The sequence below is a fragment of the Njordella calcicola genome, assembly GCF_056494125.1.
The window spans coordinates 3,317,048-3,333,615 of the sequence record NZ_CM151396.1; the positions used below are offsets into that span (position 1 = coordinate 3,317,048).

The window sequence follows — 16,568 nt, forward strand, 5'->3', positions numbered from 1 at the left end:
AGATGCCGCTCAAGCTAAAATGCCTTTGACAATGCGGCCATAGACGTCGGTCAGACGAAAGTCGCGACCGGCGTATCGATAGGTAAGTTGTTCGTGATCGATGCCCAGCAGATGTAGCAACGTGGCGTGGAGATCGTGCATATGCACTAAATCGACGATTGCTTTGTGGCCGAATTCGTCGGTCTGGCCGTAGGAGAACCCTTGCTTGACACCGGCACCAGCCAGCCACATGGTGAATCCCCCCGGGTTGTGGTCGCGACCAGTGCCATTGTTTTCAGCGTAAGGTGTACGTCCAAACTCGCTGCCCCACCACACGATGGTGTCTTCAAGTAAGCCGCGTTGGCGAAGGTCTTCTAATAATCCGGCAACGGGTTTGTCAGTTGCGACCGCGTGCTTCCCATGCTTCTCTAAATTCGAGTGTTGATCCCAAGCGGGGTTGGCAGAGTTATCACCGTAGTTGACTTGAATGAAACGCACGCCGGATTCGCATAGTCGGCGTGCTAACAAGCATCGACGGCCGAAAGTGTCGGTTTCTTTCTCTCCAATTCCATACATCGCCAACGTCTGCTGGCTCTCGTCTTGGATGTCTAACAATTGCGGCGCTGAGGACTGCATACGCCAAGCGAGTTCATATGAATTGATGATCGCTTCCATGCGGCTATCGTGAGTCAGATCACGCCGAGCTTGCAGGCGATTGAGTTGCTGGGTAAGTTCAAACTGTTTGCGAGCGTCTTGGCTGGAGCCCATTTGGCGTTGAAGATTCTCTATCGTCAAGCCGTGAGCACTCGAGTCTGCGGAACCAAGCGCCGTGCCTTGGAATTTTGCATCCAAGAAAGCATTTCCATAATTCCGCGGTCCACCGTTCCCAATGGATGGCGCGATGGTAACAAAGCCGGGAAGGTTCTCATTTTCGGAACCTAGGCCATACAATACCCAAGAGCCGAAGGAGGGGCGTACAAAGTTGGTCGATCCGCAGTGGAGAAACAGGGTCGCTGGTCCATGCGCAACGCCTTCGGTGTGCATCGAATGAATGAAGCACAGGTCGTCGACCTTTTGCGCAAGGTGCGGAAACAGATCGCTGGCCCATTTTCCGGTTTGGCCATGTTGAGCGAAATTCCAGGGGCTGCCCATCACGCGTTGGCTGCTGTCACGGACGCCCGTCTTGGCAATGGTACGAGCATCGGCGAAGCCTAAATTCTCGCCATTGCGTTTAGACAACAGCGGCTTGTAATCAAAGCTGTCGATCTGGCTAACGCCCCCCTGCATAAAGAGAAAGATAATGCGTTTGGCGCGTGGCACGATAGTGCTTTCTAAAGCGAAACCCCGTTGTGTTGCGGCATCGTGATGCGCAAGCGCTGTTGCGGCCAAGGCCCCGAATCCACACGCGGTGGTGCGTAGAATCTGTCGACGATTGAAAGTTTGCATGTTGATTCCTGAATCGACTGAACATTGCTAATCAAGGTAACGAAACTCGATAGAGCTGATCAAACTGTGAATAACTTGTGCCCAAGCGTTTTGCAAAGGGCTTGCGAGCGCAGTGTTACTTGAATGATGTGGTGGATCATGCAAGTAGTTCTGCACCACTTGCAATTCTTCCATTGAGATCGAGCGTCCTAGGACAGCGAGCCAAGTTTTAGCGATTATCGCATTGCGATCGGTTGATGGATCGAGTGGGAAACGTTGAGCGATCAAGTCTGCTTGCTCGGCGACCCAGGGCGAATTCATAAACAGCAAGGCTTGCGATGCGACAATCGTTTCATTGCGCACGCCAACCACCGTCGAAGCATCGGCGACATCTAGCAATGAGAGCACAGGATGCTTCGAATTTCGCAGAATAGGGACGTAGACGCTGCGGAGGTTGGATGAGTGCTGGTAGTTAAAGTCATTTGCCAGCCCGCGGATCAAGTCGCCTTGATCAGGCAGCAACACTAGCTGTCCGCTGTGCATCAAGACCGCATCACGGACGGCTTCGGCTGGTAACGGTCGCCGCACATTCATCGCGTAACAGGATTGCATTTGCGAAATCTGTTCGGGTAGGATATCGAGAGATGTTGGAGGTTGGCTGGAGCGCTGATAAGCCTGCGACTGCACGATGTGTTGGACCAACCATTTCGTGGACCAATTGTGCTGCATGAACTGACTGGCAAGATAATCAAGCAACTCTGGATGCGTTGGTGGTTCGCCTGTCGTTCCAAAGTTATCAACCGAAGCCACCAAGCCACGGCCCATCAAATGTTTCCAAACGCGATTCACATAAACGCGGGCGGTCAGAGGATTGCGAGCATCCACCAACCATTCGGCTAGCTCGATTCGTCCTGGACTGGTAGGTTCGATGAGTGACTGAAATTCGGTGAAGGAAAGCATCCCGCGTGGTACGGTTTTGCCTAAGGAGTGCACCGAACCGCGAACATGGATTGCTAGGTCTACCGGTTCGACCTGACGCAAGCCAATGGCACGTGGACGCTGACTGAGTTGCTTTTCCAAGTCAGCAACCTGCTCCTTCAGTTGTTTCAATTGCGACTCGCGTTCGACGCGGCGGTTCGCTTGCTCTGAACCGACATTCGAGTCTGGCAGGGCGCTGGTGGGAGTTGCTGTGCGCAGGAGTCCGACGTTTTGCTGTCCGTCGCCGCTGGCAGCGGCTTTATCCGGAAGATTCACTTTCACAGGCAGGAACTGGACCGCGTCGGCAATTACATGGCCGGTCGAATCGGAGTTGGTCACCAGTACGTAGGCCTGTCCATCTTGTTCAAAACGATAGCGTCCCAAGTCCAGCCACAGGCGATCGATAGGAGCGGGTTGGCTTTGGTCAATGATATGATCAAACTCGCCGTCGGCGCTGGCCACGACGACTTTGACTTGCCGACTGCGGTTCGCATCTGCTTGATAAGCCAGTCGAACGTCGTAATCGCCGGGCGCGACATTCTCTGCGATAAAGGTGATACTGGATTGGCCTTTGTCTCGATTCTGGTCATGCACGTAGCCTTGATCGACATAAGGTTTGGTATAAGTGGACGGTTGCCAGTTGCCTACCTTCAATGCGGCGCTATCATCGATCACGATGCCCGGTAAAGCTTTTGAGCTGACTTGGTCAGGCGACTTACTTTCATCGCTGATTTCTTTGGTTAGTCGAGCTTGTTCGGCTTTCAGTTCCTTTAGGTCGCTGTCCAGTCGATCGAAATATTTCTGGGTGACTTCATCCAGTGGCAGCGCGGTGGCAAGCGTCGACGACACATTGGCATGTTCTACGGTGACCACGCTTTTCAGAATACCAGCCAGCGCATAATAATCCGCAGTTGGAATTGGATCGAACTTATGATCATGGCAACGAGCGCAGGTAATGGTCTGACCAAGAATCGCTTTACCGATCACGTCCAATTGTTCGTCGACGATGTCCATATCTAATTGAGCTTTGTCTTGTTCCTCTAAATTGGTATTTCCCAGCAGCAGCATAGACGTCGCCACGAGCCATCGCTGCCGGTCCTCGATTGTCGCGTCTGGATAGCGTTCAGCCAGTAGATCGCCGGCAATCTGCTGGCGAATGAACTGATCGAAAGGTACGTCAAGGTTGTAGCTTTCGATTAGGTAGTTGCGGTAGCGCCAAGCGTTCTCTAGCAGAAAGCCTCTCAGCGTTATGGAATCGGCGTAACGTACGACATCCATCCAGTGCCGCGCGAATCGCTCGCCATATCGTGGCGACGCCAGCATCTGCTGTACCGTTTGTTGATAGCTATTTGCATCTCGCAGTAACTGTTCGGCATTGTCAAGCTGTTCTGGTGTTGGTGGCAATCCCAGAAGGTCGAAGCTTAAACGACGCATCAGCACTTGGGCTGGCGCGCGTTCCAATGGCTTAATTGCAAGTTGCTTGATTGCAGGTTGCAAGAGAAGATCAATCGCGGAAAGATTTGAAGCCGATGGATCTGCTGGACTGGCAAACGAGCTTGGGGGCGCCGCTTCCAATAGCGGGGCTACCTTTAGGATTGGCCGATAAGCCCAATGCTCTTGAGCGCGTTCCAGCGGTAATGCAGAACTCTTCTTGCCAGTTGAAGTAGCATCGATGGGGGGGGCACGCGGGTCAATGGCACCATCCTGTACCCACTGTCGCAGAACTTGCTGCTCTTTTGCGGTCAGCGGATTGTCGGGGGGCATGTGGAGGTAAGGATCCTGGTAGCTGATTGCTGTCAGCAGTCGACTGTTCTGCCAGTCAGCCGGATCGATGGCGGGCCCTGAATCACCGCCTTGGAGAATGCCATCGCGATCGGAAAGTGCAAGGCCGCCGCTCATCTCTCCGGCTCGATCATGGCATTCCAGGCAGCGCTGGATCAGCAGCGGTCTTACGTTGGTTTCAAAGAAAGCGAGCTTATCCGGCGCGAGTTCGTCAGCCTGAACCCGGGTGGCGTGTGCCAAGCAAGCTGCAAAAGCGAGCGTCGCAAGGGTAAGTCGTATCCGGCAAGGGGCCTGCGAATATTTCTTGAAAATCAGATGCACGACTGTCTCCGTTTGGACTTTCCGATGCAATATTGGCGGGAAATGCGACCGCCGCGGCAAGGCTAGCGTTCTGCATGCTAACATTGTACTGACTTTTTTGGCAATTGGCGGAACGTTGTGGGTTTTTGGGTTCCATTCCCTTTACCTGTGACGCTAGGGCAAACTGGAGTTCGATTCATGAAGATCTATGTTCGACAGGGCATCGTCAGGTTGTCGACGCTGCAATCCGTTGCGTGCTGGTTGACCGTTGCGCTCGCCCTCTCATCGGCGCACGCTCAAGATGCCAAGAAGCTATCGCAACGAGAGCTGGATTTTTTTGAAAGCAGCGTTAGGCCATTATTGATCAAGCATTGTTACGACTGCCATAGCGTCGAAGCGGGGGCGGCGGAGGGTGGATTGCGAGTGGATTCCGCTGCGGCTTTGCGCAAAGGCGGAACGACGGGACCTGCCATTGTTCCAGGCAGTCCCGATCGCAGTTTGCTGATGTTGGCGGTTCGGCATCAGAAGCCTGCCAAAGCGATGCCACCGGTAGACCATGCCGACAAGCTTTCGGACCAAGAGATCAACGTTTTAGCAAGATGGATTCAAGCCGGTGCTCCTGATCCTCGTCCCGACAATGCTCGATCACTTGAACGCAAAGAAACCCAAGACTTTTATAGTGCTCTGAAAACTTGGTGGGCGTATCAACCTATTCAAGCCGCGGCGGCCAGCGTCGTCGATGCAGATTTTTCCAAACAGCCGATCGATCAGTTGGTGCGGGCCGCTCAGATTCGCGCCGGTACCAGTCCTGTGGCGGACGCATCGCCAGAAACACTGATGCGTCGCGCGTACTATGATCTGACCGGCTTGCCACCGACTCGCGAGCAAGCCGATCAATACAATGCCAACGTGCAATCAAAGGGCCCTCAGCAAGCTTACGTTGACTTGGTCGATTCGTTATTGGCCAGCGAGCAATTCGGAATGCATTGGGGACGCCACTGGCTGGACGTCGCACGCTATGCGGAGTCGACGGGGCGCGAAGTCAATTTTGCTTATCCGAACGCTTGGCGGTATCGCAATTGGGTTATTGATGCGATCAACGCAGATAAGCCTTATGATGATTTTCTGGTAAAGCAGATTGCAGGCGATTTGTTGCCAACAAAATCTCAAGCGGAGAAGGCGAGTAATCTGATCGCAACTGGCTTTCTAGCTATTGGTTCAAGAGCATTGAATGAACGCAACCCACAGCAGTTTGCCGTTGATCAAGCGGACGAACAGATCGACGCGACCTTCCAAGCGACGATGGGCCTTACTTTTGCCTGCGCGAGGTGCCATGATCATAAGTTTGATCCCGTGACCCAGCGAGACTATACCGCTGTCGCTGGTATCTTCTTGTCGACCAAGACGCTCTTTGGCACTACGACCAGTAGCAATCAGAATCAAAATGCAAGTTCGCTCAAAACGCTGCCCGCTCAATCGAACCATGCAAAACTGAATTCCGATGTCGATGCAAGCACGCTAATCAAGCAGCGTGAAAAGCTGGCGACGTTGGAAGCTCGAGCAGCGCAACTCCAGCGGGAGCTTTTCGTGGCTCGACAGAAGAATGACGATCTAGACACAGGCTCTGTTCGCGAACTGCGACGAACTCAAGAAGAGGTTGGTTTGCTGAAGTCGCAGTTGAATGCGTTGGATGACGCTGGTAAACCGCTAGCACTGGCCATGGGTGTTGAAGACCATTCCGCGCAGCCCACAAGAACACCTCGAATGGTTACCGCGTTGCGCAAGAGGACGGGACGCACCGTCTTTGATTCCATTACCGACAGCCCCTTCTATGCACGTGGCGAAATAGCCTTAGCGGGTGAAGCGGTGCCACGCAGCGTTCCAGAAATCTTCGGAAAAACGAAGCGATATGCCATACCGCCAGAGTCTAGCGGGCGGTTGCAGTTGGCGCGTTGGATCACCGCTTCGCATAATCCAATGACAGCCCGCGTGGCGGCCAATCGCATTTGGACATGGATAACCGACGAGCCGATCGTCGACTCCGTCGATAACTTTGGAACCAGTGGCAGCGAGCCCAGTAACCTTGAACTGCTAGACTACCTCGCAACCCAACTAGTCGCCCAGGGCTGGAGCCAAAAGGCACTCATCCGCGAAATTATGCTGAGCCGTACGTACCGATTGTCCAGCGATCATGATGCGGCGAATTTCGAAAAGGATCCTGAGAACATAACGCTGTGGCGTGCCAATCGTAAACGCCTGCCCGCCGAAGCGATTCGGGATTCCATGTTGCTGATGGCTGGCCAACTGGACTTAGACATGCAGCTTGGCAGCGAGATCGCGGAAGCCGGTGACGGGGTCGTTCGATTGTTGCCTGAAGGGCTGTCCAAGCAACGTTTGAAGAACAGCGTCTTTTCCAAAGTGACACGCACCGCGATCTCTGCCGAGGGGCGTACAGGGCGCAGCGTCTTTCTGGCATACCCGCGTGGGGAAGCGTACGAGTTATTCGAATTGTTTGACGCTCCTGATGGTTCTGCAGTTCAAGGCCGACGCGATTCGACCAACGTTCCTACGCAGTCGTTATTCTTGCTAAATAATTCGTCAGTGCAAACGTATGCAGTCCAGACTGCCAAGTCGATTATCGAAGCGGCCGGGAAAAGCAGTAGTCGTGAAGAGAAGATCGATGCGATGTTTCGTTCGGTGCTAAGTCGTCGGCCTACTGAGTCGGAGCTTGCTAGCTCGATTCATCTGATCCAAGAGCTACGGGGAGACGAAGCTCAAGCCTTTGCCAGCCTCGCCAGATCGCTTTTTGCAACTGCTGAGTTTCGTTATGTCGAATGATTAAAGCGATTTGTGTCATACTACAAAACTCGAACTATTAGCTACGCCAAATCAAGGAACTTTCAACGATGACCACCGCACTTTGCAATAATCGCCAGTGGTTGACCACGCGCCGGGAGGTGCTGCAGACCGCATCCTGTGGCTTCGGCTACCTCGCCTTCGCGGCGTTGGCAGGGACACAAAACAACGCATCCGCAGCGGAATTTGCTTCGAGCGTCCAAAGCGCGACGGCTGGAAGATTTGGGACGGCAAAGCATGTGATCTTTTTATGTATGCGCGGTGGGCCGTCGCATGTCGATATGTATGACTACAAGCCCAAGCTAGCGCGAGATGATGGAAAACCAGCAGTGCGCGGCAACAGCACTTGGCTCAAGTCGCCATGGAAATTCAACCAGCATGGCGAAAGTGGGTTATGGTTTTCGGAACTGCTGCCAAACGTTGCGAAACACGCAGACAAAATGTGCATGATTCATTCTATGCAGACAGAAGTTCCTGCGCATCCGCAAGCGATGGTTCGTCTGCATACGGGCTCCAGCCAATTCATTCGCCCCAGCTTGGGGGCTTGGACCGTGTATGGTCTGGGCGTTGAGAACAAGAATTTGCCAGGCTTTATCAGTATCGCTCCGCAAGGTGCTGGTGGCGCGCAGAACTATGGCAGCGCGTTCTTGCCAGCCACGTATCAAGGTATGCGTTTAGGGAATGATCGCCAAAGAATGCAGGACACACGCGTCTCGAATTTGTCACCAATCGCGGGCCCGAAACGGCAGGCGTTGGAGTTGGAATTGATTCAGAAGATGAATCAAGACAAGCTATTGGCGAGCGGTAAGGCGAGCGAAATCGAAGGCGTGATTCAGTCCTACGAGACCGCTTTTCGTATGCAAGAAGAGCTCCCGGATCTTCTGAACTTGAACGCCGAAGACCAAGCGACGCGGTCACTTTATGGATTGGATGATCGTGAAGCGGAAAATTTTGGATCGAAGTGCTTGCTAGCTCGACGGTTGGTGGAAGCCGGCGTGCGCTTTGTGGAGGTGACGTTCGGCAATTGGGACCACCATAATAATCTGGATACGGATTTGCCTCGCAATTGTCGGCAGATCGACAAAGGTATTGATGGGCTATTAACGGACCTCGCTGCGCGGGGCTTATTGCAAGATACATTAGTCGTTTGGACCGGCGAGTTTGGGCGAACGCCTTATGGTCAGCAAGGCAACGGTCGAGATCACAACAACAAAGCGTTTACATTGTGGATGGCTGGCGGGGGGGTAAAGGCTGGAACGAAGTACGGTGATTCTGGCGACTATGGGCATGAGGTGGCCGAGAACCCTGTCCCTATAGTAGATCTGCACGCCACGATGTTGGCGTTGATGGGCATTGACCATTTGAAGTTGACTTATCCGTATGCCGGCCGGGATTTTCGTCTAACGGATACTGCAGGCCGCGTCGTCCAAGATGTGATTGCGTAGCCCGAGGACAAGGTCGCGTCACATCTTGCCGGAACTGCGTCTTCACCCTCCTGTGGGAGGGTCGGACGCGAGTTCCGCGAGCGTCCGGGGAGGGCAGTCCCGTAGCCCGATAGCAAGGTCGCTTCACTTCTTGCCGGAACTGCGTAAAGCCCAATCGAACAATGCCTGATTGACTTGGTGATGCTGAAGGGGATCAAGCGACCGAAGTTCCGGCGTGAGGCGGGCTTTACTTGTTACCGGCCTACGTCCCTCGCAAGCGGGAGATTGAAGCAGAACGCGTACGCCTAACGGCTGACGGTTAAACGAAATCGACGCTCTGCGTAGCCCGGTAACAAGGTCGCATCACATCTTGCAGGAACTGCGTAAAGCCCAAACGAACAATGCCTGATTGACTTGGTGATGCTGAAGGGGATCAAGCGACCGAAGTTCCGGCGCGGCGGGGGCTTTACTTGTTACCGGCCTACGTCCCTCGCAAGCGGGAGGGTGAAGCAGAACGCGTACGCCTAACGGCTGACGGTTAAACGAAATCGACGCTCTGCGTAGCCCGATAGCAAGGTCGCTTCACTTCTTGCCGGAACTGCGTAAAGCCCAATCGAACAATGCCTGATTGACTTGGTGATGCTGAAGGGGATCAAGCGACCGAAGTTCCGGCGCGGCGGGGGCTTTACTTGTTACCGGCCTACGTCCCTCGCAAGCGGGAGATTGAAGCAGAACGCGTACGCCTGACGGCGGTCGGGGAAACAAAATTTTTCATTACTGACATCCATGGCCCGGAAAGTCCTGCCAGTAGCTAAGATAGATGCGTGGTAAATACCTGACCGTTCACGCCTCGTTATCGTCTTTGGATTCCTCACTATGGCTCAAGCTCCGTTGGTTCCGGCCACTTGGCAATTGCCCGATGTCTTTCGCAACCGACTAGGCAGCTCGGCAGGCCGCCAACGCATCATGCTGGAGAACAACGAGTTGTTGGTTGTCGCTCACGAAGCACCGCTGGCCGATGAAGACACTCGACGGGGCGTACTGTTTTGGCTTGACGAACGCGGAGAATGGCGTGCGAGCAACGGCGATCCAGGCAAAGTTGCGATCAGTAACTTGTTGGGCCGCTACAACAAACGCATCGATGAATACGATCAAGCGGAATCGAAGGCCGCACGCGCGGATGATTATCTGCATTTGCTGGAAGGGCTCGCACCGCTAGTACGCTCAACTCGAAATCTATCGAATGTCTTGGATGAAGCTCGTAAGGCGAAACCCAATGAACGCATGCTGATCGATGCGCGTGATCGCGCTTATGAGACAGCGCGTCGGTGCGAGTTGTTGTACGATGATGCAAAGAATGGAATGGACATTGCGGTTATGCGTCGCGTGGAGGAACAAGCTGCCTCCGCTCATCAAATGACGGTTGCCGCGCATCGCCTCAATCGCTTGGCGGCTGCGTTCTTTCCGCTGGCGACAATGGGTACTGTCTTGGGAACTACGTTGACCGAGAACTGGTCTTGGTCCAGCTCCCCGTTCCCTTTTATCTTGTTTATTATGGTCGGCACAGCGATCGGATTCGGCTTGATGGGCTTCGTGAGCAGACCGCCAGAGCATTAATGGTCCCATTGCTTTAAACGTTCAAGATATGCGAGAACCTGGGGACGGTTCTTTTCGAAGTAGCCCAGTGTTCCAATCAAGCTGACGCCGGTCACAATCCCAAACGCCCACCACGGCCATACTTGCCCAATCGCTTGCTGCGCGTGCCAGACCATGCTAGTTAATGCAATCGCAGTAAAGGTCGCGCCGCAATACAAAAATGTGCGAACTTGCAACAATATCCCGGCCGCAATTCCCAACAGAGACAAGATTAACAGTAAGAGCGGTTGCCAGATCTGGCCATCGAAGGCTCTTAAGAAAACTTCCGCCGTACTGCTGAAATATGCAACTAGCAATGCGACATAGCGAGCTGCCATAGCTGCGGCGGAATGCATCCGGTAACGGTTGATCTGCAAATATGCCAATGTTGCCAGCGACGGCGGCAACAACCAGAACTGCGGATGTTCAAAGAGTCGCAAACTTGGCTGGCTTTGTAACAGCGACCAAAATGAAAGCAGCGCAAAGCCCGCAGCGGCCACTTTGGACCACGATGATGGATTCAACCAAGCGTGCACACCGTACACTAGCGCCGATAGCAGCAGCAACAATGCATATCGATCCCAGTCACTCCACGACCATGTCGGGCTTGGGCCGCTTACTAACCAAACGCATATCAACGATACAATCGGAAGCAAGAGGCTGGTCCGCTGAAGTGGGTCAGCGACAATCGGCTGCTTCGCTCGCTGCAGAAATTCCGCAATACCTGCACCGAACATGGCTAATGCAAAAGCCACTATTGGCCACCACTTGAGCAAGAAACCTTGGAACAATTCGGGATAGTGAAAATAGCACGCAGCACACACAAGTCCAAATGCGACTTCCGCCATATAGACCGCGAATTTGCGACTTGCGATCGAACCTCCCGATTCAACTTGCATCGGTCGCGCCGCATACTGCATGCAACGTCCCGTGAAGGTGAGCCAAGCGGCAATCGTGATGAGTTTGACAGGCGTACTTACAGTGGCTGCGGTCGCGCTCCAGTCAAACTGCCATTGGCCGATCAATAAAACGCAACCCGCAGCGCCTCCTGCCCCCATCAGCAACCATGCGATATGCAACAGCGGCCCGCTCCACAATGCAGTATTAAAAAATTTACTTGCTAGCCAAGGATAGATCGCTCCCAGTAAAACACATGCAACAAAAGCGCGATGAACGAAATGCCATAGGTCATCGTGGTTGGCATGGAACAAGGCCTGGGGGAGATCAGCCCAACTGCTTAAAACGAAAAAACTACTGATCAACGACAAACCAATGTAGCGAAGGACCCGCGGGCTGTGGTCCTTAATGATCGGCAAGAACGATAGCGCGCCAATGAGTGGTAGCGATGTTGCCGCCATTCGCAATCCCCGATCCTGAAATGAAAGGACTAACAGAATGGCGGGTACGAGAGCTAAGATCGAAAGTACCGCATTGGCGCGAGGCATCCAATGCAACGCACGAGCGATAGCTGCTGGATTCAGCACAGATTGCAAACGCAAGTGTCTGCCAATCACAGCTCCGTGCTGCTCCAACTCCCTTAGAATACCTGCCATCACCGCCAGCGATGTGAGCGAGGCAAACATCCACAGCAAGCGAGCCTGCAAACCGTTCAGCGGTACGGACACGGAGACACCAAGTGCTAAAATCTGGGCTAAGGCAATAAAGCTGAGGTAGAACGCTAAACTTCGCTGACCAGATCCGGGCTCAAATTGCCTCCATATGGAAAGCACCAAGGCACCGATCCCAAATGCGACCATCGGCAAACGCGACAATTCCATGGTCGCCAGCATGGAAGGATGTACCATGATTCCAAACAAGCTTAGCAAAATGGCAAGCACTGGAAGAGTCAGGCTTGCTGAGCGTTCGACCGTCAGTGTTTGGAGTAAAAGTGAGTTCTGCGTTGATCCGCTGATCCACTTTGCAGGGGTGATGCGTCGTAGCACTGCGGAGAGCAACGCGATCCACAATGGCCCCCAGAGTACGAGCCAAGCCATTGTAAACAACCTGCCGTAATAGGTAGGGTCTTGGTACAGCGAGGCGAGCCCAGCAGCGGCCGTAAAACCCGCTACCTGACCACGCCAGTTCTGGTTCGACAGAACGCCGCTGATGGCAGTTACCAACGCCAAAATGCTAAGCTGCATCATCGGCCAGCGATAGTAAAAATCATTCGTGATTCCGATCAATGACAACCCACCGACGGCGCATGCCAGTGACACCCACGCCAGTTCGTCGAACTTTCGCAACGCGTCACCCCGGATATTGGCAACTAAACGCGTCACTAACCCAATGAACAACGACGCCAGCCATACCCCAATCAAGGTCCGTGTGCCGACGATGCTATAGGGAGTAACGTGATACCATCTCGTGGTCGCTGCCATCGCCATGAGACGTTCGACTATCACCATGGACGCGAGTGGGGCGAGCACGCCGAGGCTGACAGCGAGCAGACCAAAGGCTCGGCCACCACGTTTCAATGTTTGATACCAGAACAAAAGCACCGTGAAGAAGGTTGTTGCCATTACCCAAAAGCTCGAAAACCTCCAGCCTTTCGCTCCTACCCGAACATACGAGGGTAAGCTCACCACTTCCACTGCAGCCCACATACATATGCCAACTAAACAGCAGACCGCTAGCCAGTTGATTCCAACGCTACCTTCGACAGCACGTCGAAATCTGGCTCCTTTAGCCGCAGTGCGTAGTAAACTAACGACAGAACTATTACCGGCAGCCATGCGTCGAACGCCCATAAAGTTGCGAACTAAAGTAAACAATAAAGTTGCCCACCCAAGCAAGGCTGCTGCTAATCCCGCGCTTTGCAGCCACGGGAGAGCAAATTCCTTGATGCCCTGCGGTTGCGGCAACGCTAGCATCGAATAAATGCCAGTCATGGCCGCAGTCGCGATGCCTGCGGTTCGCGTCATCGCGACGCTTTCTTGATTGGCAATGCTGCATGCCCAACGCACCAAAGCTACCAGCAGAGCCGGTCCGATCAGCCAGCCTACGGACTGCAGATTTGAAAACCAACGTGCGGTTTCATCTTCTTCAATAATAGAAGACGTCCTCGTTATCCAGTGAACCGCCAGCATTGTGGTTGCAAGATACAACACCACCACAGCGACTTTTCGACTTGAGCCCAGCCATTGCCACTGCCGGTCAAGATTGGGGACTAACTGCCAAGCACGCAGGCTACGATCTCGCCATGGACTGCTGATCCATGTACACGTCTCGCTGGCAATAAGCAATAACCCCAACCACCACACGCCAGCTTGCAGTGCATAAGGTGGAGCGATCCGAGCGACGACTAACAATGCCGTCGCGATAGGAATCAATGCAAGACTGTCTAGCAATAGGAATTTCCCCCGGCGGCGATTGATCCACCACGCAGTGACACTCAACAGACACAATGTTGCCACTGCCATTGCAAAGCTGAGGCTAGAGGCTGGCTGAGTGAAAAATGAGCTAGAATGCGTTTCAGGGACCGCTCCCAAACAGATCGCAGCATTTCGGCCTGCAGGACCGATCAAGCCCACCAGCATTAACACCCAAGAAGCTGCGTATACTGTATCGGTTCCCCAATCCCCATCTCCCGTTTCGTGATCGCGTGGAAACCGCCATTCGTAGACGATCAGAAACGGCAGCATCGCGCACACCAGCATCGCAACACTGCCGACTATCCCCAGCGCATTCCACCAACTGTAGTATTGGCTGATCGCGATAGACGTAGAGACGCTCCACAAACAAGCGGCGACCAACGCTCCCTCGCGGGCATGAACCGCATGGCGGGCAAGGTAGATTCCGAACAACACGAGCGGAAAGCACCAGCTCAATCGGCTGACCAAGTGCCACTTGATCGGAGGCCACCAAATCGCAAGACCGGAAAACAAAATCAGAATCGCCGAGATCGCTAGCGGCGCGTTAATCTTATACTCAGAATTTTGTGGATCGTATTCTGGGTGAAGTCGTTGGATCGATACTGCCATCGACGTAAGTAGCAGCGCGACGCTGGTGGTCCCAATCGCCCATGCTCTGCCGGGCCGCCATTGCCATAGTATATCATTCAACATTGGATTACGCTGACACACGAGGATCGCTCCCAGCAACAGCACGCAAACGCTAATTGGCAGCAGAGTTTTGACTAGCGATGATTGCCGGCTTACCATCGCGGCGGCTAAACCTAAAATGCCATACAGTACTAACAGGGACGACGCCCAACTTCCACCATATGGCTGCTGGCCAATTGGTAGCAGGCTGGCAATTGTCGTCAACGCTGCTGTCGCGGCAAGGCTGGTACAACAAGCAATCGTGATCGCAGGAGCCATGGGGAAGTGTCGATTGGAAAGCGTGGTCCATAACGAACCAGCTAGCCCTATCAACGAAACTAGCGTAAGTACACCAATGCGTTGCAAGCTGATCCAATCGATCATCTGCATGGCGACTGTATCGCCTAGCGATAATTCACCCAGAAACGTCAGAGTGAGTAAAAGCGATAGCGTGCCCATAAAGGTGGCCACTCTCGTCTGAAGCCAAACGCCAAACGACAACCATGTCGCAGCCGCGATAGCGAGGAAAGCAATCATGCTCAATCGGCTATCCACCAATTGCCACACACAGGCCAGGATCCCAGTCATAAATACTGCGGCGGCCAGCCAGCCAAACACAGAAAACCAAACAGCCCCTTCTGAAGTGTTTCGATGGTTCCTTTCGCTGCTTTCGCTGCTTTCGCTGCTTTCGCTGCTTTCGCTGGAGCGTTTGGCGGTATTGGCGGTATGGACTAGCGGACGGGGTTGGCTGGCCACCCATCCCCAGTTGGACCACGCGACCGCTATGACGCCGCTGGCAATCCACCACCAATCATGTATGCCGCCGCTGACTCTTGCCTGCAAGAATGCGAACACAAACGCCAGCGTCGTCGCAAAGATCGCTTGAATGAAGATGCCAGCAATTTGCCGCAACTTCATCAATCGCAATGACCTGAGTCGCGCCGTCGCCTTTGCAAGTAGCAAGCTGGCAAACAGGTTTGCAAGTATCAATGGAATCGCAACTGCGCATGATGCAGGATGAGCGAGCAAGCCTCTCGCACCGAGGAAATATATTGGTATTAAAGTGACGCTGGCAATCATTGTGGTAGCCGCAACAGGCAGCCAGCGACTGGCAAACAATGCTCGTGAAGCGGTAATGGCCAGCAGGCTGTAGGCAACCGTCCCCACAGCGATGACGCCGATGGTCACTGCATCCATCGTTGGCGTTTCGTTAGGTCGCTTGGCCAACAAGATGCCCACGAGAACGGATAGCGGAATTAGCATCAGTCCAATGTGCAGAATTCCTCGCGATGTGGAACGCAGTTTCCATTGCCGCAGCGTGTATTGACCGACGCCGTGAATGGCAAGTGTTGCAATTAAGAAAACTAGCGATGGGAAGAAGCGACTAGTGCTCGAGAGCGTACTCCACAGACTGATCACCAAGCCTACACTGCAGACGACGATCAATGTCGCACTGATAAGTTCTATCCAGCGTATATTCGATTGCTCCATGAATGTTTTGAGCAACTGGCCGCTGATACGCTGTTTCAATTCGGACTGCGTGGTTAAACTTGCCTCCGGTGCGTACTCTTGTTCCAGGGCATGCGAGACTTCAGCAAGCTCGCTAACTGGGGGGCTTGATAAAGCAGAAGCCGGCCGCTGTGGAGCCAACGAAGGCTCGTTGCCATACAAGTGATCGATCCGCTCGCCCAGTGACATCGGTTCTGGATTTGTCGCGTTAGAAAGCGTAGGCGCGGTAAGCTGGCTCGGAGTCGATGCTTGCTGGTCAGTCTGCACGCGGATGGCCAGCCGATCGACAATTCGCTCCAGTTCATTGATTTGCTCAGGTTCCATCCAGCGATTGAAACGAGTGAAGCTGATCAGTCGCTTAGCAGCTTGCACGTCGGCATGGACATCCGGTTTGGTACCTGCGCTCTTCAATGCATCTAGCTTGCCACAACCTGGGCAATGCAACTCGCGGTACCGAACGCCGCATCGTTCGCAGGCTCTACCAAACACTGCCAGTAGAAGCCATTTCATCACCAGCCACAGCGTGTGCCCAGTGCCCGCCCAAAACAATGCGAACACAAACGCGACCAGCAGAAATGTTAGAAGATCTTCCATGGGACTGTTTCCGCACCGGAAATAGAAAAGGAATATGAAGATTGTA

The 16,568-nt window shown here is 53.7% G+C and carries 6 protein-coding genes; 3 read left to right on the forward strand and 3 right to left on the reverse strand.

The features are described from left to right. Positions 1-9: 9 nt before the first annotated feature. Positions 10-1,425 carry a DUF1501 domain-containing protein gene (locus SH302x_RS12615; protein ID WP_479369038.1) on the reverse strand — a complete coding sequence of 472 codons (1,416 nt, stop codon included), beginning with the start codon at positions 1,423-1,425 and terminating at the stop codon, positions 10-12. Positions 1,426-1,452: 27 nt separating this feature from the next. Continuing rightward, the gene (locus SH302x_RS12620; protein ID WP_479369039.1) at positions 1,453-4,404 is read right to left on the reverse strand and encodes a DUF1553 domain-containing protein; all 2,952 of its coding nucleotides are present in this window, start codon (positions 4,402-4,404) and stop codon (positions 1,453-1,455) included. 258 nt (positions 4,405-4,662) lie between these two features. Between SH302x_RS12620 and SH302x_RS12625 the strand changes: the two genes are divergently transcribed. From SH302x_RS12625 to SH302x_RS12635, 3 genes are all read left to right on the forward strand, one after another. After that, positions 4,663-7,302, forward strand: a complete 2,640-nt coding sequence (locus SH302x_RS12625) for a PSD1 and planctomycete cytochrome C domain-containing protein (protein WP_479369040.1) — start codon at positions 4,663-4,665, stop codon at positions 7,300-7,302. 68 nt (positions 7,303-7,370) lie between these two features. Continuing rightward, the gene (locus SH302x_RS12630) at positions 7,371-8,765 is read left to right on the forward strand and encodes a DUF1501 domain-containing protein (RefSeq protein ID WP_479369041.1); all 1,395 of its coding nucleotides are present in this window, start codon (positions 7,371-7,373) and stop codon (positions 8,763-8,765) included. An 855-nt stretch (positions 8,766-9,620) separates the two neighbouring features. Further along, entirely contained in the window at positions 9,621-10,361 is a 741-nt protein-coding gene (locus SH302x_RS12635) for a hypothetical protein (RefSeq protein WP_479369042.1), read from the forward strand. On the opposite strand, the gene SH302x_RS12640 is transcribed toward SH302x_RS12635, so the two are convergent. Then, positions 10,358-16,522, reverse strand: a complete 6,165-nt coding sequence (locus tag SH302x_RS12640; protein ID WP_479369043.1) for a hypothetical protein — start codon at positions 16,520-16,522, stop codon at positions 10,358-10,360. The genes SH302x_RS12635 and SH302x_RS12640 overlap by 4 nt on opposite strands. Positions 16,523-16,568: the final 46 nt, after the last annotated feature.

Coding starts and splice junctions, on each gene's coding strand:
- SH302x_RS12615 (WP_479369038.1), bottom strand. CDS start 1,425: ATGCAAACTTTCAATCGTCGACAGATTCTACGCACCACCGCGTGTGGA.
- SH302x_RS12625 (WP_479369040.1), top strand. CDS start 4,663: ATGAAGATCTATGTTCGACAGGGCATCGTCAGGTTGTCGACGCTGCAA.
- SH302x_RS12630 (WP_479369041.1), top strand. CDS start 7,371: ATGACCACCGCACTTTGCAATAATCGCCAGTGGTTGACCACGCGCCGG.
- SH302x_RS12635 (WP_479369042.1), top strand. CDS start 9,621: ATGGCTCAAGCTCCGTTGGTTCCGGCCACTTGGCAATTGCCCGATGTC.
- SH302x_RS12640 (WP_479369043.1), bottom strand. CDS start 16,522: ATGGAAGATCTTCTAACATTTCTGCTGGTCGCGTTTGTGTTCGCATTG.